24 protein-coding genes are annotated in these 22,677 nt (G+C 67.1%); 8 read left to right on the top strand and 16 right to left on the bottom strand.

What is annotated here, in order from left to right; translation table 11 throughout:
- Positions 1-5: 5 nt before the first annotated feature.
- Positions 6-890 (bottom strand): carboxylating nicotinate-nucleotide diphosphorylase, encoded by an 885-nt coding sequence (nadC, locus tag E0E05_RS06290; protein ID WP_210215769.1) that lies wholly within the window; start codon positions 888-890, stop codon positions 6-8.
- A gap of 107 nt (positions 891-997) precedes the next feature.
- Here nadC and E0E05_RS06285 point away from each other — a divergent pair, with 107 nt between their 5' ends.
- Positions 998-2,383, top strand: coding sequence for a metallophosphoesterase (locus E0E05_RS06285; RefSeq protein ID WP_131615946.1), 1,386 nt, complete (start codon positions 998-1,000; stop codon positions 2,381-2,383).
- A 119-nt stretch (positions 2,384-2,502) separates the two neighbouring features.
- Here E0E05_RS06285 and E0E05_RS06280 read toward each other — a convergent pair whose 3' ends face one another.
- The 3 genes from E0E05_RS06280 to nadA form a co-directional block, all read right to left on the bottom strand.
- Positions 2,503-4,053 carry an L-aspartate oxidase gene (locus tag E0E05_RS06280; protein WP_131615945.1) on the bottom strand — a complete coding sequence of 517 codons (1,551 nt, stop codon included), beginning with the start codon at positions 4,051-4,053 and terminating at the stop codon, positions 2,503-2,505.
- 169 nt (positions 4,054-4,222) lie between these two features.
- Entirely contained in the window at positions 4,223-4,645 is a 423-nt protein-coding gene (locus E0E05_RS06275; protein WP_131615944.1) for an endonuclease domain-containing protein, read from the bottom strand.
- Between the two features lie 71 nt (positions 4,646-4,716).
- Entirely contained in the window at positions 4,717-5,790 is a 1,074-nt protein-coding gene (gene nadA / locus E0E05_RS06270; protein WP_131615943.1) for a quinolinate synthase NadA, read from the bottom strand.
- Between the two features lie 135 nt (positions 5,791-5,925).
- Here nadA and E0E05_RS06265 point away from each other — a divergent pair, with 135 nt between their 5' ends.
- Genes E0E05_RS06265 through arsH form a run of 3 tightly spaced genes read left to right on the top strand, consistent with a single transcriptional unit; the run spans position 5,926 to position 7,519 of the window.
- The gene (locus tag E0E05_RS06265) at positions 5,926-6,258 is read left to right on the top strand and encodes an ArsR/SmtB family transcription factor (protein WP_131615942.1); all 333 of its coding nucleotides are present in this window, start codon (positions 5,926-5,928) and stop codon (positions 6,256-6,258) included.
- 9 nt (positions 6,259-6,267) lie between these two features.
- Positions 6,268-6,762 carry an arsenate reductase ArsC gene (locus E0E05_RS06260; protein WP_131615941.1) on the top strand — a complete coding sequence of 165 codons (495 nt, stop codon included), beginning with the start codon at positions 6,268-6,270 and terminating at the stop codon, positions 6,760-6,762.
- A 52-nt stretch (positions 6,763-6,814) separates the two neighbouring features.
- Positions 6,815-7,519 (top strand): arsenical resistance protein ArsH, encoded by a 705-nt coding sequence (arsH, locus tag E0E05_RS06255; RefSeq protein WP_244598052.1) that lies wholly within the window; start codon positions 6,815-6,817, stop codon positions 7,517-7,519.
- Here the strand turns inward: arsH and E0E05_RS06250 are convergent.
- On the bottom strand, positions 7,516-8,127 hold the full coding sequence (locus E0E05_RS06250) for a LysE family translocator (RefSeq protein ID WP_131615939.1): 612 nt from the start codon (positions 8,125-8,127) through the stop codon (positions 7,516-7,518). The genes arsH and E0E05_RS06250 overlap by 4 nt on opposite strands.
- A gap of 135 nt (positions 8,128-8,262) precedes the next feature.
- Between E0E05_RS06250 and E0E05_RS06245 the strand changes: the two genes are divergently transcribed.
- A complete protein-coding gene (locus E0E05_RS06245) occupies positions 8,263-9,501 on the top strand; it encodes an MFS transporter (RefSeq protein ID WP_131615938.1) in 1,239 nt (412 codons plus the stop codon).
- Here the strand turns inward: E0E05_RS06245 and recO are convergent, their stop codons facing one another.
- From recO to rpoZ, 9 genes are all read right to left on the bottom strand, one after another.
- Positions 9,502-10,239 carry a DNA repair protein RecO gene (gene recO / locus E0E05_RS06240; protein WP_131615937.1) on the bottom strand — a complete coding sequence of 246 codons (738 nt, stop codon included), beginning with the start codon at positions 10,237-10,239 and terminating at the stop codon, positions 9,502-9,504.
- 18 nt (positions 10,240-10,257) lie between these two features.
- A complete protein-coding gene (gene era, locus E0E05_RS06235; RefSeq protein ID WP_131615936.1) occupies positions 10,258-11,178 on the bottom strand; it encodes a GTPase Era in 921 nt (306 codons plus the stop codon).
- The gene (rnc, locus tag E0E05_RS06230; RefSeq protein WP_131615935.1) at positions 11,175-11,906 is read right to left on the bottom strand and encodes a ribonuclease III; all 732 of its coding nucleotides are present in this window, start codon (positions 11,904-11,906) and stop codon (positions 11,175-11,177) included. Before rnc ends, era begins: the two co-directional genes overlap by 4 nt.
- Positions 11,903-12,655, bottom strand: a complete 753-nt coding sequence (gene lepB / locus E0E05_RS06225) for a signal peptidase I (RefSeq protein ID WP_131615934.1) — start codon at positions 12,653-12,655, stop codon at positions 11,903-11,905. Before lepB ends, rnc begins: the two co-directional genes overlap by 4 nt.
- Before the next feature lie 76 nt (positions 12,656-12,731).
- The gene (gene acpS / locus E0E05_RS06220) at positions 12,732-13,151 is read right to left on the bottom strand and encodes a holo-ACP synthase (protein WP_131615933.1); all 420 of its coding nucleotides are present in this window, start codon (positions 13,149-13,151) and stop codon (positions 12,732-12,734) included.
- Complete coding sequence (locus E0E05_RS06215) at positions 13,148-13,759, bottom strand: DUF2062 domain-containing protein (protein ID WP_131615932.1); 612 nt, start codon at positions 13,757-13,759, stop codon at positions 13,148-13,150. Before E0E05_RS06215 ends, acpS begins: the two co-directional genes overlap by 4 nt.
- A gap of 142 nt (positions 13,760-13,901) precedes the next feature.
- A complete protein-coding gene (pyrE, locus tag E0E05_RS06210; RefSeq protein WP_131615931.1) occupies positions 13,902-14,480 on the bottom strand; it encodes an orotate phosphoribosyltransferase in 579 nt (192 codons plus the stop codon).
- Between the two features lie 39 nt (positions 14,481-14,519).
- Positions 14,520-16,838 carry a RelA/SpoT family protein gene (locus E0E05_RS06205; RefSeq protein WP_131615930.1) on the bottom strand — a complete coding sequence of 773 codons (2,319 nt, stop codon included), beginning with the start codon at positions 16,836-16,838 and terminating at the stop codon, positions 14,520-14,522.
- A 96-nt stretch (positions 16,839-16,934) separates the two neighbouring features.
- The gene (rpoZ, locus tag E0E05_RS06200; RefSeq protein WP_131615929.1) at positions 16,935-17,321 is read right to left on the bottom strand and encodes a DNA-directed RNA polymerase subunit omega; all 387 of its coding nucleotides are present in this window, start codon (positions 17,319-17,321) and stop codon (positions 16,935-16,937) included.
- Between the two features lie 223 nt (positions 17,322-17,544).
- Here rpoZ and E0E05_RS06195 point away from each other — a divergent pair, with 223 nt between their 5' ends.
- Both E0E05_RS06195 and E0E05_RS06190 read left to right on the top strand, forming a co-directional pair.
- Entirely contained in the window at positions 17,545-18,126 is a 582-nt protein-coding gene (locus tag E0E05_RS06195; RefSeq protein WP_131615928.1) for a LabA-like NYN domain-containing protein, read from the top strand.
- Between the two features lie 5 nt (positions 18,127-18,131).
- Positions 18,132-18,803 (top strand): uracil-DNA glycosylase, encoded by a 672-nt coding sequence (locus E0E05_RS06190; RefSeq protein ID WP_131615927.1) that lies wholly within the window; start codon positions 18,132-18,134, stop codon positions 18,801-18,803.
- A 52-nt stretch (positions 18,804-18,855) separates the two neighbouring features.
- Here E0E05_RS06190 and smpB read toward each other — a convergent pair whose 3' ends face one another.
- Both smpB and dapA read right to left on the bottom strand, forming a co-directional pair.
- On the bottom strand, positions 18,856-19,335 hold the full coding sequence (smpB, locus tag E0E05_RS06185) for an SsrA-binding protein SmpB (RefSeq protein ID WP_131615926.1): 480 nt from the start codon (positions 19,333-19,335) through the stop codon (positions 18,856-18,858).
- Between the two features lie 26 nt (positions 19,336-19,361).
- Positions 19,362-20,273 (bottom strand): 4-hydroxy-tetrahydrodipicolinate synthase, encoded by a 912-nt coding sequence (dapA, locus tag E0E05_RS06180; RefSeq protein WP_131615925.1) that lies wholly within the window; start codon positions 20,271-20,273, stop codon positions 19,362-19,364.
- A gap of 202 nt (positions 20,274-20,475) precedes the next feature.
- Here dapA and E0E05_RS06175 point away from each other — a divergent pair, with 202 nt between their 5' ends.
- Entirely contained in the window at positions 20,476-22,578 is a 2,103-nt protein-coding gene (locus E0E05_RS06175) for a lytic transglycosylase domain-containing protein (protein WP_158629288.1), read from the top strand.
- The last annotated feature ends 99 nt before the right edge of the window (positions 22,579-22,677 follow it).

Below are 22,677 nucleotides of genomic sequence, written 5' to 3'. Positions count from 1 at the left end.
AACCCTCACGTCTCGACGGCAATATCGAGCCCGACATCGAGCGTCGGCGCGGCCATCGTGATCTTCGAGGTCGAGATCAGGTCGACGCCGGTCTCGGCGATGGCGACGACTGTATCGAGATCGACATTGCCGGACGCTTCGAGCCTGATCGCGCCGTCATTGTGCGCCCGGTTGATGGCGACGGCCTGACGCAGCGTGTCGACATCCATATTGTCGAGCAGCACGATATCGGGGCCGGCCGGCAGCGCGGCGCGCAACTGGTCGAGCGTGTCGACCTCGATCTCGACCCTGACCATATGGCCGGCATAAGCGCGCGCGGCCTGGACCGCGCCGGCGACGCCGCCGGCGACAGCGATGTGATTGTCCTTGATCAGCACGGCATCGTCGAGGCCGAACCGGTGGTTCGCGCCGCCGCCGCAGCGCACGGCGTATTTCGACAGGGTCCGCAGCCCGGGAACGGTCTTGCGCGTGTCGCAGATGCGTGCCCTCGTATGGGCGATGGCGTCGGCGAAGCGCGCCGTTTGCGTCGCGATGCCCGACAACAGCATCAGATAGTTCAGCGCCACGCGCTCGGCCGAGAGCAGCGCACGCGCATTGCCGGATATGTGCGCGACGATGGCGCCCGGTGCCACGCGGTCGCCGTCGGAGAGGTGCGGCGTGACCCGCAGATCGCTGCCGATCAGCGCGAAGGCTGCCTCGACCAGCGGCAGGCCCGCAACGATGCCCTCCTGGCGGCTCGCGATTGTCGCGGTGGCCCGCGCCCCCGGCGCGATGGTTGCGTTCGTGGTGATGTCGCCGGCCCGCCCCAGATCCTCGAGCAGCGCTGCGCGCACGGCCTCCTCGACCATCAGCGGCGGCAGGCTCGGCGGGTATGATGTGACGTCTGACATGGCGGCCTCCGGGCGGCGCCACGAAGACCGCTCGTCATCGAATTGTCAACGCGCCATGCGAACGAAGGGACCTCGCATCAAGCCTTCACCATCCACAGGAGTGTTCCATGGCCCTTTCCGCCACCGTGTCCCGCCGTCTGGTCCTGCGTGCGGGCGCGGCGATCGCCGCGTCCGCGGCCGTCCCGCGCCTTGCGTCTGCGCAGAACGAGCCTGACGTGACGGCGATCATCCTGTCGGACCTGCATTCGCCCTACAAGCGCCTGCCGCAGCTCGTCGCCGCCGTGCGCAACCGCGCCGCCGAGGCGGGCGGCAAGGTGATCATCATCGTCAATGGCGACATGTTCGAGCGCGGCAATGTGGTGGCGTTGCGCAGCCGCGTCGCGCCCGACCTTCTGGCGCTCGAAAAGCTCGCCCGGATCGCGCCGGTCTTCTTCAACATCGGCAATCACGAGACGGCGGTGCTGGAAGACATGGCGATATTCACCCGCGAGGCCGAAGCGCGTGGCGTGCATGTGATGAGCAACATCATCGACGCGCGCACCGGCGAGTTGCTGGCGCCGGCCGGCCTTTCGATCGGCGTGCGCGACCGGCGCGTTGCGCTTGCCGGCATCGCCACAGACAACATCTTCACCTACCGGCCGCCGATCCGCCCCACCCTGACCATTCCGCAGCCGGTCGCCTGGGCCGAGAGCCTGATGGGCGGGCTGACGCGCGAGGCCGATGCGGCGATCGTGCTGAGCCATGCCGGCGTCGCCGCCGACAAGGCGATGCTCGGCACCCTGCCCGAGCGGACGCTGCTGATCGGCGGGCACGATCATCTGGACTTTACCCATGAAGAGCCGGGTCTTGCCTATGTCCATCCGGGCTCGTGGGGCAACGGGTTCACGGTGGCGTCGATGACGTTCAACGCCGAAGGCGGCGCCGACACCACGTTCGAGAGCGTCGCGGTCGCCCGCGACGACGACCCGGACGCCGATATCGGCAACGCGGTCGCAACGGCGATGGACGAGCATCTGACCGAAGAGGACCGGGCCATCGTCGGCACCGTGCCGCAGACGCTCGACCTGCCGGGCGCGATCCTGTTCGCCACCGAAGCGGTGCGCGCGGCAACCGACGCCGACGTCGCGTTCCTTGGCCACACCACCTTCGGCACCGGGCTCGAGGCGGGCGAGGTCAGCCGCTACGATTTCGACGCCTATATCCGCTTCGACGGCGATATCCGCACGGTCGACATCGCCGGCGAGCGACTGGCCACGATCATGGAACGGGCCAACCAGCACCGGGCGACCTCGCTCGATGCGCGTACCGGCGATTTCGTTCACGCCGCCGAACTCGATATCGACCCGGCCGCCACCTACACGGTCGCCGTCAATGGCTGGACCGCGATCAACCAGAGCGCCTATCTGGGCACGGAGGATCTGGAATTCGTCGAAGTGCCGGACATCAGTCTCAAGCAGGTGGTCGCCGACGCGCTGGCGGCGAATGGTGGATGACCTTTTCACCTCATCCTGAGGTGTGAGGCAATCATCGCCCCCGCCCTTCGAGGCTCGCTACGCTCGCACCTCAGGATGAGGGCGATGACTGCCGAGCCTCGAAGGGCGTGGTGAAAAGGTCAAGTCTTCAGAAAATCCTCCGCCACCGCCTCGGCCTGATCGAGCGTGAGCAGCGTGCGGCGGCGCCAGGTCGGGTCCTGCTCGGGGAAGTCCGTTCGGAAATGGCCGCCACGGCTTTCTGTGCGGTTCAGCGCGGCGATGGCGATCAGCTTGGCGGTGGTCAGCACGTTGGCGAAACGCGGATCATCCGTGTTGGCCGCCTCCAGCGCCATGATCGCGCCGAGCGCGCGCCGCATGCCCGGCCCGTCCCGCAGCACGCCCAGATGCGCGCTCATGATGGCGCGCAGGCGCGTCATCGCCGGATGGTCGCTTTCGGTGACCGCGTCGGGGTCGTGGACGGACCCGTCCGCCCATCCCGCCGGCGCCGGTTCCGCGCCCTCGCCGCCCAGCGCCACGGCGACGCGCGCAGCGAAGACCACCGCTTCGAGCAGCGAGTTGGAGGCGAGCCGGTTGGCGCCGTGTGCGCCGGTCGACGTGCACTCGCCGCAGGACCACAGACCCGGCAGCGAGGTGCGCCCGTCCGCATCGGTCCAGATGCCGCCCATGAAATAGTGCGCCGCCGGCGTGACCGGGATCAGGTCGACCGACGGGTCGATGCCGGCTTCGGCGCAGTAGCCGTACACGGTGGGAAACTCGGCGGCGAAATCGTCGACCGCCGTGCGACAGTCGAGAAACGCGCCGCGGCCGGCCTGCACCTCGGCGAAGATGCCGCGCGCCACCTCGTCGCGCGGGGCCAGTTCGGCGTCCGGATGCAGCGGCACCATGAAGCGTTCGCCGGCCCGGTTGAGGAGCGTCGCCCCATGACCGCGCAGCGCCTCGGTCGCGAGCGGGGCCGGGTCCTTGCCGACGTCGATGGCGGTGGGGTGGAACTGCACGAATTCCATGTCGGCCATGCGGGCGCCGGCGCGCGCCGCCATGCCGATGCCGCCGCCGCGCGCCTCGGTCGGGTTGGTGGTCACCTCGTAGAGGTGGCCGACCCCGCCGGTCGCCATGATCACATCCGATGCGTCGATCGTCTGGCTTGACCCCTGCCCGGCTTCGCCGCGCGCGATGACGCCCGCCACGCGGCCGGCCTCGACCATCAGCTCTTCGGCGACGTAGCCTTCAAGGACGCGGATATGGCCCGCCTTTGCGACCGCATCTACCAGCGCCGCCATGATGGCGCGGCCGGCCATGTCGCCCTTGACCCGCACGATCCGCGAATGGCTGTGGGCGGCCTCGCGGCTGACGGCCAGATGGCCTTCCAGATCGCGGTCGAAAGGTACGCCGAATTCGAGCAGATCGTGGACGCGGTCGGAGGCTTCGGCCGCCATGGCCGCGATGATCGCCTCGTCGACGATGCCGTCGCCGGCGGCGATCGTGTCGGCCACATGGGCGTCGACGGTGTCACCGGGACCGACGGCGGCCGCGATGCCCGCCTGCGCCCAGGCCGACGAGGCCCCGCGTCCGATCGGCGCGGCGGCAAGGATGGTGACGGGCAGCGGCGAGAGCTTGAGCGCGCAGAACAGACCGGCCAGCCCGCCGCCGATGATGACGATGGGGCGGGTCATGAACGGCCGCTTGCCGAATCGTGGAAGCCCCCCACCCGTCCAATTCGCTGGCGCGAATTGTCCACCCTCCCCGCAAGGGGGAGGGAGACCACCGCAACCCTCGGCGCCGGCCCGGTCCCGATCGGATCGAACCCCGCCATTGCTCCGAGGGAAACGAATCGGAGGGCGATCACGCGTTTCCCTCCCCCTTGCGGGGAGGGTGGACCGGCGCAGCTGCGCCGGGACGGGTGGGGGTGCGTCGCGAAAGGTCGCCGATCGCCGCTCTGATCTCTTCGGCGACAGCCCACGGGTTTGCCCGCACATCGGGTTCGTCAAAGCGCATCACCGCGTATCCGATCGAGCGAAGGAAACTGTCGCGCCTCACATCGTGGCGCCTGCCCGCGCTGGTCTCATGCCTGTCGCCATCGACTTCCACGACCAGCCGCAACCGATGGCTGGCGAAGTCGGCGATGTAGGGTCCGATGGGCACCTGCCGGCGAAAGGGATAGCCTTGTTTCCGGAACCGGCGCAACTCGTCCCATAAAAGCCGCTCGGCGACGGTCGCCTGGTGCCGAAGCATCCTTGCGTGATCGCGCTGCGCTTTTTCGACCATCCTAGTCCCTCACCCGTCCAGCCGGCCAAGCCGGCTGTCCACCCTCCCCGCAAGGAAGAGGGAAACGGTGTTCAATTCGTCAAATTCACCATCCGCTCCACCGCACGCCGCGCCCGTTCGGCGATGGCGGGGTCGACCGTGACCTCCTCCTTCATCTCGCACAGCGAATCGAGGATCTTCGGCAGCGTGATGCGCTTCATGTGCGGGCACAGATTGCACGGTTTGACGAATTCGACCTCGGGCACCTCGGACTGGATGTTGGAGGCCATCGAGCATTCGGTGACAAGCAGAACCTTTGGCGGCCGCTGGTCGCGCACATAGTTGATCATGCCCGCCGTCGAACCGGCATAGTCGGCCATCTCGACCACATCGGTCGGGCATTCGGGATGGGCGATGATCTCGATCTCGGGGTCGGCGTCCTTGTAGGCCTGCAGCTCCTCGGCGGTGAAGCGCTCATGCACCTCGCAATGGCCCTTCCAGGTGAGGATCTTGACGTCGGTCTGGGCGGCGACGTTCTGGGCGAGATATTCGTCGGGAATGCACAGCACCGTATCGACGCCGAAGCTCTCCACCACCTGCACGGCGTTGGACGAGGTGCAGCAGATGTCGGTCTCGGCCTTCACCTCGGCCGACGTGTTCACATAGGTGACGACGGGCACGCCCGGATAGCGCTCGCGCAACAGGCGCACGTCGGCCCCGGTGATCGATTCGGACAGCGAGCAGCCGGCCTTCATGTCCGGAATGAGAACCGTCTTTTCGGGATTGAGCAGCTTGGAGGTCTCGGCCATGAAGTGCACGCCGCACTGGACGATGATGTCGGCATCGACCTTGCCGGCTTCCTTGGCGAGCTGCAGGCTGTCGCCGACGATGTCGGCCACGCAATGGAAGATCTCCGGCGTCTGGTAGTTGTGCGCCAGGATGACCGCGCCGCGCTCCGCCTTCAGCCGGTTGATCGCGGCGACATAGGGCGCATAGACCGGCCATTCGAATTCGGGAATGTGATGGCGCACGCGCTCGTAAAGGTGCGCCGTCTCGCGCTCCACCTCGGCGTTCCATTCGAGCGGCGGTCGGGCGATGACGCCGAAGCGTTCGGCCGCGCTCTTTCCCGGTCGTGCCGGCTTGCGGGTCTCGGCCTCCGCTCGCATGGGAGCCTCCCAGATATCAGTCATGCCCTTCATGTGGGGGCCGCGCGGTTCTAGGACAACACGGGCCGTCAAGGCAATCGGACATCGGCCACCGGGTCGGTTGACATTCATCAAAACATCATGAATTATTGATATATGGATCGCACACAGTCAATCGAGGCGCTCGCGGCGCTCGCACACGAAACCCGGCTCGACGTATTCCGCCTGCTGGTCAAGCGCGGCGCGAAGGGCATGGCGGCCGGCGAAATCGGCGAGACGCTCGGGGTGAGACAGAACACTATGAGCGCCAATCTCGCCGTTCTGAGCCGGGCCGGGCTGATCCGCTCCGAACGCGAGGGCCGGTCGATCACCTATTTCGCCGACTTCGACGGCATGCGCGGGCTGCTCGGCTTCCTGATGGAGGATTGTTGCGGCGGCAATCCCGCGCTGTGTCAGCCCGTTCTCGACGAGATAGCCTGCGCCTGCTGAGGTGAAACCATGACCGACAAGACCTATAACGTGCTGTTCCTGTGCACGGGCAATTCGGCCCGTTCGATCATCGCCGAGGCGATCATGAACCGGGTCGGCCGGCCGCGCTTCACGGCGTATTCGGCCGGCTCCCAGCCCAAGGGAGAAGTGCATCCCTATACGCTCGATCTGCTCAAGGCGCTGAACTACAATACCGATTTCGCGCGCTCGAAGAACTGGGAGGAGTTCGCGAGCCCCGACGCGCCGCAGATGGATTTCGTCTTCACGGTGTGCGATTCGGCCGCCGCGGAGACCTGCCCGGTCTGGCCGGGTCAGCCGATGAGCGCCCATTGGGGCGTGCCCGATCCGGTTGCCGCGACGGGGACCGAAGCCGAACGGCGCTTTGCCTTCGACGACACGCACCGGATGCTCGAAAGCCGCATCTCGGTGTTCACCAGCCTGCCGTTCGAGCGCATCGACCGGCTGAGCCTGCAGAAGCGGCTCGACGATATCGGCCGCACTTGAGTTCGTTTGCATGACAGATGACACCGCCGCGCCGTGGCGCGACGACCCCACAATGCCCAATCTCGCCGGCGACGAGCTCGGCGAGATCGACTTCCACGCCATCCACAACAGCGCGCCTTCGCTGCACCGGCCGCGCGTGCTGATGCTGTACGGTTCGCTCCGGGAGCGCTCCTACTCACGGCTTCTGACCTACGAGGCGGCACGCATTCTCGAGCGGCTCGGGGCGGAGGTGCGCGTCTTTCACGCCGACGGCCTGCCGCTGGTCGACGACGCGACCGCCGATCACCCAAAGGTCGCCGAACTGCGCGAACTCTCATTGTGGTCGGAAGCCCATGTCTGGTCGTCGCCCGAGCGGCACGGCGCGATGAGCGGCGTGATGAAGACACAGATCGACTGGCTGCCCCTGTCGCCGATCGGCGGCATCAGGCCGACGCAGGGGCGCACGCTGGCGGTGATGCAGGTCAGCGGCGGCAGCCAGAGCTTCAACGCGGTCAACCAGATGCGCATTCTGGGCCGCTGGATGCGGATGATCACCATTCCCAACCAGTCCTCGGTCGCCAAGGCGTGGCAGGAGTTCGACGAGGCCGGCCGGATGAAGCCGTCTGCCTACTATAACCGCGTCGTCGACGTTATGGAGGAACTGGTGAAGTTCACGCTGCTCACACGGGACCGCTCGGCCTATCTGACCGATCGCTATTCGGAGCGCGTGGAAACCGCCGAACAGGTGCACAGGCGGGTGAGCATTCGAAGCATCTAGCGCTCTGCGAACGCCAGCCGCACGCCCAGGAAGGCAAAGGCGGCGGCGAATGACCGCTTCATCCAGCGCACGACCGCGGGCCTGCGCATCACCCGGTCGCGAGCGAAGGCGGCGAAAGCGCCATAGCAGACGAACACGACAAAGGTCAGCGCCATGAAGACCAGCGCCAGGCCAACCATCAGCGCGGTCGGACTGGTCGCGGTCGCCGGCACGAACTGCGGCAGAAACGCCAGGAAGAACAAGGACAGCTTGGGATTGAGCACGTTGAGCGCGATCCCGTTCGTGACGATCTTGCGCCGGGACATGGCCATGCGGTTCTCGCCGACGTCGAGCGCGCCGCCCTCGCGCAGCACCGACCAGGCCATGTAGAACAGGTAGATCACGCCCAGATATTTGATCACCTGAAACGCCACCGCGCTGGCGTGCAGGAGCGCCGCAAGCCCGATGATCGAGGCGAGAATATGCGGCACGATGCCGAGCGTGCAGCCGAAGGCCGCGTAGATCGACGGACGCGTCCCCTGCCCCAGGCCGACCGCCAAGGTGTAAAGCACGCCGGTGCCGGGAAGCAGGACGACGATGATCGAGGTGATCAGGAACTCGGCTGACATCGGCGCAGCCTATGCCGGTTCCGCCGACACCGCCAGCGGCCGCATCAGGAAACCTGCACCGGTGCACGAGAATATTTGGTTTGTCGCGCGTGCGGGCTCCACCTATGCTCGGCCGATCCGTGGAGAGGGCCGCCCATGTCGACATCGCCCGCCGCCGAGGCGCGCTCGGATTATCCCTGGCTGATCATCGCGGCCGGGTGCCTGATCGCGGCGCTGACGTTCGGGCCGCGCTCGGCGCTCGGCTTCTTCCAGATCCCGATGCTGGCCGATACGGGCTGGACGCGGGCCGACTTCGGCCTCGCGCTGGCGATCCAGAACCTGATGTGGGGCCTCGGCCAGCCGGTCTTCGGCGCGGTCGCCGACCGGTTCGGCACATGGCGCGTGCTGGCGCTGGCCGGCCTGATGTACGCCGCCGGCCTCTTGCTGATGGCGACGCCCGATTCGCTGTGGTTCCTGCATCTGGGCGGCGGCGTGCTTGTCGGGCTCGGCATCGCCGCCGGCTCGTTCGGCATCATTCTCGCCGCGTTCGCCCGCAACGTCACGGCCGAGCAACGCTCGTTCGCGTTCGGCCTGGGGACGGCGGCAGGCTCGGCGGGCATGTTCGTGTTCGCGCCGTTCAGTCAGGCGCTGATCGATGCGTTCGGCTGGCAGGATTCGCTGCTGATCATGTCGGCGCTGATGCTGCTCGTGCCGGTGCTTGCGATCCCGCTGCGCGGCAACTCGACATCGGGCCGCACGAGCCAGGTCGAGATCGACCAGTCGATCGGCGCGGCGCTGCGCGAGGCGTTCGGCCATTCATCCTACCTGCTTCTGACAGCGGGCTTTTTCGTGTGCGGCTTTCAGGTCGCTTTCATCACCGCGCACTTTCCCGCCTATGTCGCCGACATCGGCATCGACGCGCGCTATGCGGTGATCGGCGTGTCGGCGATCGGCTTCTTCAACATCATCGGGTCGCTCGCCTCGGGCATCATCGGCCAGAAATACTCCAAGCCGATCTTCCTCGCGCTGATCTATATCGGCCGCTCGATCGCGGTCACGGTCTTCCTGCTGCTGCCGCAAACGGGCACGTCGGTGATCGTGTTTTCGGTGGTGATGGGCCTTCTGTGGCTCTCCACCGTGCCGCCGACGAACGCGCTGGTCGCGATCATGTTCGGCACGAAATATCTCGGCATGCTGGGCGGCATCGTGTTCCTGTCGCACCAGGTCGGCTCTTTTCTGGGCGTGTGGATGGGCGGCTACCTGTTCGAGCGGTTCGGCTCGTACGATCCGGTCTGGTGGCTCGGCGTGGCGCTCGGCCTGTTCGCGGCGGTCGTGCACTGGCCGATCAGCGAACGGCCGGTGGAACGTCCCGGCCTGGCTGCCCCTGCGGAATGATCAGGCCGGTTCGCGCATCGCCCTGAGGGCGGCGCGCAGGAAGCTCTCGCGGCTCTCCGGCGGGGCAATGCCGCGAGCGGCCCAGATATCACGGTCCAGGAAGAAGCCGGTCAGCCGGAAAGCGTCCTCGAGGTCGGACGGCGCGCAATGGCGTCCTTGCCGCGCGGTCAGGAATGCCGGCAGCGGCAACAGCTTTGCTGCCCAGGGCGCGCCCGTCTCGCGATTGACCGCCTGCCCGCTCTTCGGCGAGACGTAGGCAAGATCGTCGGTGGCGCCGGAGCCGGCACACCGCGACAGGTTCAGGCCGAAGCCGAGCTCGTCCAGAAGCCGCAATTCGAACCGAACCATCAGCGGGCCGGCGAGCGACGGTTCGGTCAGATGGTCGGCGACGATGCAGGCCGCCTCGTAGAGCGCGCCGTGCGGGTCGCGCTCGGGCAGAAGGCGCAGATGACTGCCCAGAAGCTGGATGCCCGCGAGCGCACAGCCGCTCTGCATCAGCGTGGCCGCATGCAGGCTGACCGGCTCGAGCGCATAGGTCCCCAGATGCTCGTCGAGCCGGGCGCGCCAGGTCGCCTCGACACGGTTGCCGGGCTGCAGCAGCGGCTGGACCCTGCGCGAACGGCCCCCGCGCACCAGGCCCAGATGGCGACCGTGCGCGCGCGTCATCAGTTCGACGATCAGGCTGGTCTCGCCGTGTTTGCGCGTACCGATGATGATGGCTTGGTCGGACCACTGCATGGCGTCGACAATGCGTTCCTAGTCGTGAAAGTCCAGACCCATCTCACGGTAGCGCTCGGGATCGTCGCCCCACTTCTCGCGCACCTTGACGAAGATGAACAGGTGCACGGGCTGGCCGATCAGTTCGGCGATCTCGCCGCGCGACGCCATCGAGATCGCCTTGATCGTCGTTCCGGCCTTGCCCAGCACGATCTTCTTCTGGCTGTCGCGCTCGACATAGATGACCTGCTCGATCCGGGCAGAGCCATCCTTGCGCTCTTCCCATTTCTCGGTCTCCACGGTCGCCGCGTAGGGCAGTTCCTGGTGGAGGCGCTCGTAGAGTTTCTCGCGGGTGATCTCGGCCGCCAGCATCCGCATGGGCAGGTCGGAGAGCTGGTCCTCCGGATAGAGCCAGGGGCTTTCCGGCACGGCGCCTGCAAGCGCATCGAGAAGGTCGCCGCAACCCGAGCCTTTCAGCGCCGAGACCATGAAGGTCCGCGCGAACTCGGCCCGTTCGTTGAGCGTGGCCGTCAGTTCGAGCAGCTTCGGCGGCTCGATCGCGTCGACCTTGTTGAGGACCAGCCACTTTTCGGTACTGACGTCCGGCAGCGCCTGAAGGATCGCTTCCTCCTCCTCGCCGATGCCCTTGCGCGCGTCGATCAGCACGAGCACCAGGTCGGCATCGTGCGCGCCGGCCCATGCGGCGCGGACCATGGCGCGGTCGAGCCGTCGCCGGGGGGCGAAGATGCCGGGCGTGTCGACGAAGACGATCTGGCTTTGCCCGTGGATCGCGACGCCGCGGATCGGCGCGCGCGTCGTCTGCACCTTGCGCGAGACGATGGTGACCTTGGCGCCGACGAGCTGGTTGACCAGAGTGGACTTGCCGGCATTGGGCGCGCCGATCAGCGCGACGAAACCGGCGCGCGTGTCCGCACCCTCGGTCGCGTCCCCGTCCGTCATGACGCCAACCCGTCGACCGGCCAGATGCCCTCGCGGATCAGGAGCGCGGTGGCGGCAAGTTGCTCGGCCTGACGCTTGGAGGGGCCGGTCGCCTGTTCGGGGCGAAGCTTTCCGATCCGCACCTCGACGGTAAAGGACGGGGCATGGTCGGGCCCATCGCGCCCAACCACCCGGTAGCTCGGCGTCTCCGAAAAGGTCTTGTGCGTCCACTCCTGCAATTCGGTCTTGGCGTCGCGCCGGGCGGCCATGACGTGGCGGGCGCGCTCGGTCCAGCAACGGGTGATGAAGGCGCGCGCGGCTTCGAGCCCGCCGTCGAGATAGATGGTGGCGATCAGCGCTTCGACCACGTCGGCGCGCACGCTCTTGAGCCGCGCCGAGCCGATATCGCCCATGTCGGCCCCGGTGCGGATGAACGGGGTCAGCCCCAGTTCGTCGGCGACCGACGCCAGCGTTTCGGAATTGACCAGCGCGTTCAGGCGCACCGACAGTTCGCCCTCGTCGGCATCGCGAAACTCGGCGAACAGCAGTTCGGCGACGCAAAGGCCGAGCACCCGGTCGCCGAGAAACTCGAGCCGCTCGTAATCGGTGCCGGTGCGGGCGCGGGCGCTCGAATGGGTCAGCGCCCGGTCGAGCCGTTCAAGGTCGGCGAAGGCATGTCCCGTGACCCGATGCAGATGGGCCAGCGTCGCATCGGAAACGGGCGGTTCGGCGGCGGAACCGGTGGTCATCGCGAGGCGGACCGGAAGAAGCGGTCAAAGCGCAGTTCGGTCGGCCAGCGCCAGATCTCGAGCGGCGAGGCGCCGCCGGCGATCGAGAAGAAGATGATGTTGGCCCGGCCGACGAGGTTTTCGTGCGGGACGTAGCCGACGTTGAAGCGGCTGTCGGCGGAGTTGTCGCGATTGTCGCCGAGCATGAAAAAATGGCCCTCGGGCACCACGAACTCGCGCGTGTCGTCGCCGACCGTACCTTGGGTGACATCGAGCGTGCGGTAGGAAACGCCGTTCGGAAGCGTTTCGCGATAGACCTGCACCGGCCGGTTCTGCTCGGTGATGTCGACATCGTCGATCGTGCCGACCGCCTCCCGCTCGACCGGTTCGCCATTGAGCATCAGCGCGCCTTCGCGGATCTGGACCGTGTCGCCGGGAAGGCCGATCACCCGCTTGATGTAGTCGAGGCGCGGATTGGAGGGCAGCTTGAAAACGACCACGTCGCCGCGTTCGGGCGCATCGGCCCAGACGCGGCCCTCGAACAGGTCGGGACCGAACGGAAACGAGTAGCGCGAATAGCCGTAGGAGAACTTGGAGACGAACAGATAGTCGCCTTCGAGCAGCGTCGGACGCATCGATCCCGACGGGATCGAGAAGGGCTGGAACAGAAATGTCCGGATCAGCAGCGCCAGGATCAGCGCCTGGACGATCACGGAGATGACCTCGCCGATTCCGCCGGACTTCTTCTCGGTTTTTTCTGCCACGGTCATCGTCCTGCTCGTTGCTGCCGGCTCGCGCCGGATGGGGCGCCGGATCAGCGCCTCTTAACCTTTGGGCGCACGGTCATCAATCGCCGGAGGGGGCAAATCGGGCGGGCACGGCCTCGATGACGACGAAAGCCTGCGCCAGCGGATGGTCGTCGGTTATGGTCAGATGTATGGCCGCTTCATGGCCGTCGGGCAGCAGCATGCGCAGCCGGGTCTCGGCGCCGCCGGTGAGCGCCATGGTCGGCTTGCCGCTGGGCAGGTTCACCACGCCCATGTCGCGCCAGTAGACGCCGCGCGCGATGCCCGTCCCGAGCGCCTTGGCGCAGGCTTCCTTGGCCGCGAACCGCTTGGCGTAGGAGGCCGCGCGCATGCGGCGGCGCTCGGACCGCTCGCGCTCGATATCGGTGAAGACGCGGGCGACGAAGCGCTCGCCGTGGCGCTCGAGCGTGCGCTCGACGCGGCGGATGTCGATCAGGTCGCTGCCGAGGCCGATGATCATGAGGCGATGCCGCGCCGGTCGTGTTCGGTGACATCGTGCCCGCTCGCTTGGCTTTCCTGCAGGGCGATCGCGCGCTCGGCCTTCTGCGCGGCGCGCCGCATCTGGAAGGCGGCGACGGCCATGCGGGTCGGGATGTAGATGAGAACGCCGACGAGCAGGCCCATCGGTACGCCGCCGACCAGCATCGGCTTGATGAAGGGCTGCCACAGCGCAACGAAGCCCTGCTCGGCGAACACCGAGCCGAACTCGGTCCCGTCGGCGCCGTTGCCGTCGACGCCGAGCAGCCAGCGACCCAGGCTCAGGGTCGAGGCCCAAATCGCCGGAAACGTCAGCGGGTTGCCGACGGCGGTGCCGAAGGCGGCCGCGATCATCGAGCCGCGCAGCAGGAAGGCGAGCAGGAAGGAAAGGATGAAGTGAAAGCCCATCAGCGGCGTGAACGAGGCGAACGCGCCGGCCGCGACGCCGGCGGCGATGGCGTGCGGCGTCGCCCGGATGCGCATGACGCGCTTGGCGTAGTAGCGCATCGAGCGACCGTAGCTGCGCCGCGGCAGCATGGACACGCGCAGGCGCGTCCATCTGTTTTCCTGGTTGCGGCGCTTGAACAGCATGAGTGGGCTTCCATTGTCCTGGCGCGTGCGCGCCGGACGATCATAGTCGAAAAATGGTCAGAAAATCGCCATCGGACAGATACGGCCGGCTCGGGTTCCGTTCAAGCGTGTCGCCGGGCCGGCGCGGCCCTGACCGCGCGCCTCACAACGACCGGCTCCCCGGCTTGGTGGCGGGAATGGCGGCCAGTCCGGGCGGCACGTCGTCGGGGGCGAATGCGGGAACCTCGTACTCGGCAAGCGCGATCAGCGGTACGCCGACATCGGCCTTGCCCGCCGAGCGGTCGATCAGGCAGGCCGCCGCGACCACCTCGGCACCGAGCGCCTTCATGCAGTCGACCGTCTCGCGGATCGAAAGGCCCGTGGTGACGATGTCCTCGATGATGACGACGCGCGCGCCCGGCTCGATCTCGAAGCGGCGCAGGCGGAAGGCGCCCTCCTCGCGCTCGACCCAGATGGCGGGCACACCCAGATGCCGCGCGGTCTCGTAGGCCGGGATCAGCCCGCCGATCGCCGGACCGACGCAATAGTCAAGGTCACCGGCGATTTGGGCGCGGACCTTTTCGGCGAGCGCCCGGCAAAGCGTCTCGGTCTTGTCCGGATGCATGAAGACCCGGGCCTTCTGCAGGAAGACCGGGCTGTGCAGGCCGGACGTCAGGATGAAATGACCCTCCAGCACCGCGCCGGCGGACTTGAAGATCGACAGGACTTCGTCGGTGTTCATTTGGCGGGGCTTCTCCTTCAAGTTGACGGCGCTGGCGCGCTACCCGTTCACGCGTTCGGCCGTCGAGACCGCTTCGGACTCACGCAACTGGCCCAGAAGCCGCGTCAGGTGACGCAGGTCCCAGACCTCCAGATCGAAGATCATCTCGGTGAAATCGGGCGCGGTGCGCACCATGGCGAGCGTGTGGATGTTGGCATCATTGTTGGCGATCACCTGGGCGATCTCGGCGAGCGAGCCGGGCGCGTTGATCGCGGTGACGATGATCTGCGCGGGAAAGCGCGTGCGGTTGGCGCCATCAATGTCCCAGCGCACGTCGATCCAGCGGTCGGGCTGGTCGTCATAGGCGGCGAGCGCCGGCGACTGGATCGGATAGATGGTGATGCCCTTGCCCGGCGTCGAAATGCCGACGATCCGGTCGCCGGGCACCGCGCCTTCCGGCGAGAACCGCACCGGCAGATCGCCGGCCGCGCCGCGAATGGGCAGGATGCGATCGCCCTCGGCGCCCGTTTCCCCGGCGCCGATGTCCGGGTCGGGCGCGCCGTCGGGCTTCGCTCCACTGCCGGGAAAGCGGAACATCATGCCCGACGCGTCGGTCAGGTTGAACCATCCCTCCCCGAGCAGTTCGGCGCTGGCCGGCGCGGCGAGCCTTTCGTCCTGGAAGTCCGGGAACACGGCCTTGATGACATGCGCCGAGGCCAGTTCCCCCCTGCCGACCGCCGCGAGCACGTCCTCGACATCGGTGTGCGCCAGGCGCCCGAGGCCCTCCTTGAGTATCTCGCGGGAGAACGGCCGGCCGGCCCGTTCGAAGGCGCGCTCGAGAATGCGGTGGCCGAGGCCCGAATACTGCTTGCGCACGGCGGCGCGGGTGGCGCGACGGATCGCGGCGCGCGCCTTGCCGGTCTTGACGAGCGCTTCCCATGCGGCTGGCGGCGAGGCCGAGGCGGAACGGATGATCTCCACCTCGTCGCCGTTCTGAAGCTGGGTGACCAGCGGCATGATGCGCCCGTTGATCTTGGCGCCGACGCAGCTGTCGCCGACGTCGGTATGCACCGCATAGGCGAAATCGACCGGAATGGCGCCGCGCGGCAACGCGATCAACCGGCCCTTGGGCGTGAAGCAGAACACCTGGTCCTGGAACAGTTCGAGCTTGGTGTGTTCGAGGAACTGTTCGGGATGGTCCCCTTCGGACAGCGATTCGATGGTCCGCCGCAGCCAGGCGTAGGCGTTGGTGTCCTCGAAGGTGGGGCGCGCCCTGCCGTTCGCCTTGCCGTTGGTCTTGCCGTTCGTTTTGCCGCTGGGCCGGGCATCGCCGCCCGCCAGCCCGCCATTGTCCTTGTAGATGGCATGGGCCGCGACGCCATATTCGGCGATCTCGTGCATGTGCCGGGTGCGGATCTGCAGCTCGACGCGCTGCTTGGACGGTCCGACGATGGTGGTGTGGATCGACCGGTAGTCGTTCTGCTTGGGCGTGGAGATGTAGTCCTTGAAACGGCCGGGCACCATCTTCCACTTGCGGTGCACGACACCGAGCGCACGGTAGCATTCGTCGATCGTGCCGACGATGATCCGGAAGCCGAAGATGTCCGAGAGCTGCTCGAAGGAAAGGCCCTTGGTCTCCATCTTGTTGAAGACCGACCAGGCCTTCTTGCGGCGGCTGTCCACCTCGGCATGGATGCCGTTGTCGGCAAGCAGGCCGCGTAGCGTGCCGGTGATCTCCTCGAGCAGGCCGGCATGGCGCGTCGCGATTTGCGCCAGACGGTCCGAAACGGTGGCGTAGGCCTCGGGATTGAGATGGCGGAAGGCGAGCTCCTCGAGCTCGTCGCGCATGTCCTGCATGCCCATGCGGCCGGCGAGCGGCGCATAGATGTCCATCGTTTCCTCGGCAATGCGGGCGCGCTTGTGCTCGGGCACGAAGTCGAGCGTGCGCATGTTGTGCAGCCGGTCGGCCAGCTTGACCAGAAGGACACGCACATCCTCCGAAATCGCCAGAAGCAGCTTGCGCAGGTTCTCGGCCTGCGCCGCCTTCTTTGAGACGAGATCGAGCCGCTTGAGCTTGGTCAGCCCCTCGACGAGGCGCGCCGTGTCCTCGCCGAACAGTTCCTCGATCTCGACGCGCGTCGCCGAAGTGTCCTCGATCGTGTCGTGCAAAAGGCCGACGGCGATCGTCGATTCGTCCATGCGCATGTCGGTGAGGATCGCGGCGACCTCGAGCGGATGGGAGAAATAGGGGTCGCCCGAGGCACGCGTCTGCCCGCCATGCTTCTTCATGGCATAGACATAGGCCTTGTTCAGAAGGGCCTCGTTGACCTGCGGCTTGTAGCGCTGGACGCGCTCGACAAGCTCGTACTGCCGCATCATCGGCTGGCGACCTCACAGAAAAAGCGCGCGGGCTGCGGTGCCCACGCGCTCAATATAGTCATGCGGGCATGGCCCGCAAAAGAGCGTCCGGTCGGCTCAGTCGTCCGACTTTTCGGGCGGAACCAGCCCTTCGATGCCGGCGAGAAGCTCTTCCTCGGACATCTGGCCGCCGCCGAAGGTGATCTGCTCGGGAGTCTCGGGCGCATCGGGCGTCTCGGCGGTGTTCTCGCCCAGTTCGCTCTCGGGCTCGTCGACCTCGACATGCTTCTGCAGCGAATGGATCAAATCTTCTTCCAGGTCGCCGGGCGACAGCGTCTCGTCGGCGATCTCGCGCAGGGCGACGACAGGGTTCTTGTCGTTGTCGCGGTCGACGGTGATCTGCGATCCCTGCGAGATCTGCCGCGCGCGATGGGCGGCAAGCAGGACGAGATCGAAACGGTTGTCTACCTTGTCGATGCAGTCTTCGACGGTCACGCGGGCCATGGGCGTTCCTCTGGCAATTCGGTCGTGTCGGGATTTGGCAGCGATATACACGCGGCACCGGACGTGTGCAAGCATGCCGATGCGGCCAAACCATGGCGAAAGGCCGATGTCAGGGCACCTCTTGCGATAACGGACCAATACTGGCGGGACCTGCTTGATTTCGACGCATTCCCGTGGAAAGCGTCGGCCATACTGAAAGCCATTTTCACGAAAGGACTTCGCCATGTTCGACCAGCGCGAGAAGATCGCCCTCTTCATCGATGGCGCCAACCTTTACGCGGCGGCAAAGGCGCTTGGCTTCGACATCGACTATCGAAAGCTGCTCGAACACTTCCAGAAGCGCGGTTACCTTCTGCGCGCCTATTACTATACCGCGCTGATCGAGGACCAGGAATATTCGTCGATCCGCCCCCTGATCGACTGGCTCGACTATAATGGCTACAAGGTCATCACCAAGCCGGCCAAGGAGTTCACCGACTCATCGGGCCGTCGCAAGGTCAAGGGCAACATGGACATCGAACTGACGATCGACGCGATGGAACTGTCGCGGTCGATCGACCATGCGGTGCTGTTCTCCGGCGACGGCGATTTCCGCGTGCTGGTCGACGCACTGCAGCGCAACGGCTGCAAGGTTTCGGTCGTCTCCACGATGGCGTCGCAGCCGCCGATGATCGCCGACGATCTGCGCCGCAACGCCGACCATTTCATCGATCTGAAGTCGCTCGAGGACCAGATCGGCCGGACCCATTCGGAGCGCGCGTCGCGCCATGTCCAGGACGACGAGGACGACGAAGACGAGGATTGAGCGGTATGACACGCTGCGTTTCGAACCCTGCCGCAGCCGATCCGCCGACCAACTGCACCGCCTGTGCGCGTCTTTCCGCTTTCCGCGAACATTGGCGGGACGTTGAACCGGGCTGGCACAATGGGCCGGTTCCGACGTCGCTGCCGAAAGAAGGGCCGGACGCCGTTCGACTGCTGATCGTCGGTCTGGCGCCAGGGCTGCGCGGCGCGAACCGGACCGGCATCGCGTTCACGGGCGATGCGTCGGGCGCCGTGCTCTTCGGCGCGCTCGAACGACACGGCCTCGCCCGGGGGCACAGGCCGGATGCCGCCGGCGCGGGCGTCGAACTGGTCGGGACCGCGATCACCAACGCGGTGCGCTGCGTGCCGCCGCAGAACCGGCCGACGGGACCGGAAATCACGCAATGCCGCGCCCATCTCGAAGCGACGATCGCGCGCTTTGCGGGCCTCCGCGTGATCCTCTCGCTCGGCCGGATCGCGCACGATGCCACGATCAGGGCGCTCGGCGAGCGCGTGGCGGACCACCCGTTCGGCCACGACCGACAAAGCTCCGTGGGCCCGCTGACGATCGTCTCCAGCTATCACTGTTCGCGTTACAACATGAACACGGGCCGGCTGACCGAAGCGATGTTCGATGAAGTCGTGGTTCGCTGCTCGCAGGTCGTCGGACGAAACTAACCATTTGGGATTAGATCAGCCTTGCGAACGACGACTGTCGATTGGTGATCGACTACCCGTGCTCGCGCAAGAGCCGCGCCTTCTGGCGGTCCCAGTCGCGCTTCTTTTCGGTCTCGCGCTTGTCGACCATCTTCTTGCCGCGCGCGATGGCGACTTCCAGCTTGGCCATGCCGCGATCGTTGAAATAGAGCTTGAGCGGCACGATCGTCATGCCTTCCCGATCGGTGGCGCTGGCCATGCGGGCGATCTCGCGCTTGCTCAGCAGCAGTTTGCGGCGCCGGCGCGGATCGTGGTTGAACCGGTTGGCTTCCAGGTATTCGGGGATATGGCTGTTGATCAGCCACATCTCGCCGTCCTCGAAGCTCGCATAGCTCTCGGCGATGTTGGCCTGTCCGTTGCGCAGGGACTTGACCTCGGTGCCGCGCAGGACCAGGCCCGCCTCGACCACATCCTTGATCTCGTAGTTGAAGCGCGCCTTGCGATTGTCCGCTATGAGCTTGCGAGCGGTCTGTTCTTTGCGGGACGAGGCCATGGAAGCGAAGTGGTCGCCGGCAGCGATCAGTTCAAGAGGCCGGCGTGGCGCATGGCATCGTCGATCAGCGCCGCGCTCGCCGCCTCGACCGGGACCATTGGCGACCGGACGACATTGTGCATGCGGCCAAGGCGCGAGAGCGCATACTTGGCACCCGTCAGGCCCGCTTCGACGAACAGCGCCTTGTGCAACGGCATCAGCCGGTCCTGATAGTCGAGTGCAGAGGCAAAGTCGCCGGTGGCCATCGCGTTCTGGAATTCGGCGCAAAGCCGCGGCGCCACATTGGCCGTCACCGAGATGCAGCCGACCCCGCCCTGTGCGTTGAAGCCGAGCGCCGTGGCATCCTCGCCGGAAAGCTGGATGAAATCCTTGCCGCAGGCCATGCGCTGCTCGGGGACGCGATCGAGCTTGGCCGTGGCGTCCTTGACGCCGCAGATCGTCGGGAAATCGGCGGCAAGGCGCGCCATCGTCTCTGGCAGCATGTCGATCACCGAGCGCGGCGGAATGTTGTAGATGATGATCGGCAGGTCGACGGCCTGGGCGATCGCGGCGAAATGGGCGTAAAGCCCGCGCTGGTTGGGCTTGTTGTAATAGGGCGTGACGACGAGCACGGCGTCGGCGCCGGCGCTCTCGGCATGCTGGGCGAAATCGACCGCCTCCAGCGTGTTGTTGGAGCCCGCGCCCGCGATGACGGGCACGCGACCCGCCGCCTGATCGACGCACAGTTCGACCACGCGCTTGTGCTCGTCATGGGTCAGCGTCGGCGATTCGCCCGTCGTGCCCACGGGCACGAGGCCCTTGGTGCCTTCGTCGATCTGCCAGTCGACAAGCGCCCGGAAGGCCGCCTCGTCGACCGCGCCGGCGGCGTCGAAAGGTGTTACGAGCGCCACCATCGAGCCGCGCAGGCGGCTGCGCTCATCGGTCGGCCGGTCTGCCATGGCCATGCTCCAATCGGTACGCGGCGTGCGCGCAAAACAAAAGCCGCGCGAGAGACTCGCGCAGCGCACCCGCAAAGGTCGGCGCACCATAAGGCGGCGGGCCGCGCCGGGCAAGCGGCGCCCGCGTGTTACGGGCGTTCAACTGTGCAGGTTCGTTAACCGCCGGTTTACCTTGCCGGCCGACGCTCGTCCCATTGCTGCCATGAGCGAATGGCATCGGAGTGAGATGGCGCTCAACCATGCATTGATGGCCGGCCTTGCCGTGCTGGGGCTTTCCGCGCTGGCCGGGCTCGGCGCGCTGTCGGTCACGGAGCGGCCGGGCGAACGGATCGCATCCGCCGGCAAGACGGACAGGATCGCGCTCGACCCGATGACCACCGCGAGCGTGCCGCAGGCGGCGCAGGTGTCGACGCCGGCGGAGACCGCCCGCCTTGGCGCGGCGCTCGAGGCCGTCCATGCCGGCCGGATCGGCGAAGCGCGCGACATTGCCGGGGCTCTTCCGGCGGGCTCGGTCGACCGCGACCTGATCGACTGGACGATCGCCATGTCCGGCGACCGCTCGGTCGGGGCCGGAGAGATCAGCCGCATCGCAAGGCGCCTGAGCGACTGGCCCGGCCAGGACGCGCTTGCGCGCAATCACGATCGGGCGTTGGCGCGCGGCTGGCTCGCTGACGTCAAGCTCCGGACCGCGTTCGCGGCGAACCCGCCGCAGACCTTCGAAGCCGCCTACGCGCTGGCCAAGAGCCATCTGCGCACCGGGGATGCGAACACGGCGCGCGCGCTGTTCGCGCCTTATTGGCACGGGCAGGTCCTGTCGGCCGCGATCAAACGCGAGGCGCTCGACCTGTTCGCCGACGCGCTCACCGAGGACGATCATTTCGCACGCTATTTCAACATGATGGTGCGCGAGCGTATCGGCGCGGCGGGCCGCGTGGCCGCGCCGGCCGGCATGGCCGGCCTGCACGACGCCTGGACGGCGGTGATCCGGCGCGCGGCCGGCGTCGACGCGATGCTCGCGGACGTGCCCGAGGATCTGCTCGAAACCGAGGCCGGCCTTTACATGCGCATCGAACATCTGCGCCGCACGGACCGGTTCGAAGAAGCGGCGGAGTTGCTCGAAGACGTGCCGTCCGATCCCGCCGCCCTGACCAACCCCGACGCGTGGTGGAACGAGCGGCGCATCGTCTCGCGCTCGCTGCGCGAACGAGGCGATACCGCGCGCGCCTATGCGATCGTCGCCCGGCACCAGGGCGGCAGCCCGCAGACGCAGGTGGACGCGGCGTTTCATGCCGGCTGGTACGCGCTGCGCGGGCTCGATGATCCGTCGCGGGCCCGGCCGCATTTCGAAGCGATCGAAGCGATTGCCGTCGGCCCGTCCTCGCGTGCCCGCGCCGCCTACTGGCTCGGACGCACCGCGCTCGCGGCCGGTGACGAGGCCGAAGCGGGGCGCCATTTCGAGGACGCCGCGCGTCATCCGACAGCGTTCTATGGCCAGCTTGCCGCGCAGGGGCTCGGACGCGAAAGACTCGCTCTGGGCGATCAGGCGCCGGACGTGGCGTCGGCGCAGCAGGACCTTTCACGGTCGCCCGTGCTGCGCGCGATCGAACGCCAGTCGGCCACGGGCGAGAGGCGCTACCTCGAAACGCTCTATGCCGGGCTGGCGGACGCCTTGGACACGCCGGCGCACTATGCAGCGCTTGCCGCGCACGCCGCCTCCGCCGGCCACCCCGCGATCGGCCTTCGCATAGCCAAGCGCGGCCAGTGGCGCGGCCATGATCTGGGCTTTGCCACCCATCCGGTGGGCGCGATACCCTCGGACGGTCTGATCGCACCGGCCGACCGCGCGCTCGCCTACGCGGTCGCCCGTCAGGAAAGCGAATTCGACACAAATGCCGTCTCGCGGGCCGACGCGCGTGGCCTGTTGCAACTGCTGCCCTCGACCGCGCGCGACCTGGCCGGCCGGATGGAACTGTCCTACAGCGCCGGCCGGCTAACGGCCGACCCGGCCTTCAACGCGCTTCTGGGCACGCAATATCTCGGCGAACAGCGCGGACGGTTCGGCGGCTCGTACGTCCTGACCTTCATCGCCTACAATGCCGGGCCCGGAAGGGCGCGCGAGTGGGTCGGGCGCTTCGGCGATCCGACCGGCCTGTCGCTCGAGGACACGATCGACTGGATCGAGCAGATCCCCTTTCCGGAAACCCGCCTGTACGTTCAGAAGGTGATGGAGAACCTGACGGTCTACAAGGCGCGCTTCGGCCTGCCGCTCACGATCAAGGACGATCTGACGGGGTCGGCCGGCTAGCCTGGCGCCCAATCGGTGAACAACCTGCGATTGCCGGCGCTCATCGCAAAGACAAGCCCCGTGACGCATATCCCGCAATACGATACGCGGCATCCGGGC

It is taken from the genome of Roseitalea porphyridii (assembly GCF_004331955.1).
Taxonomy (GTDB): domain Bacteria; phylum Pseudomonadota; class Alphaproteobacteria; order Rhizobiales; family Rhizobiaceae; genus Roseitalea; species Roseitalea porphyridii.
The sequence above is the reverse complement of the archived record's forward strand: the minus strand, read 5'-3'. Positions and strand labels throughout refer to the sequence as shown.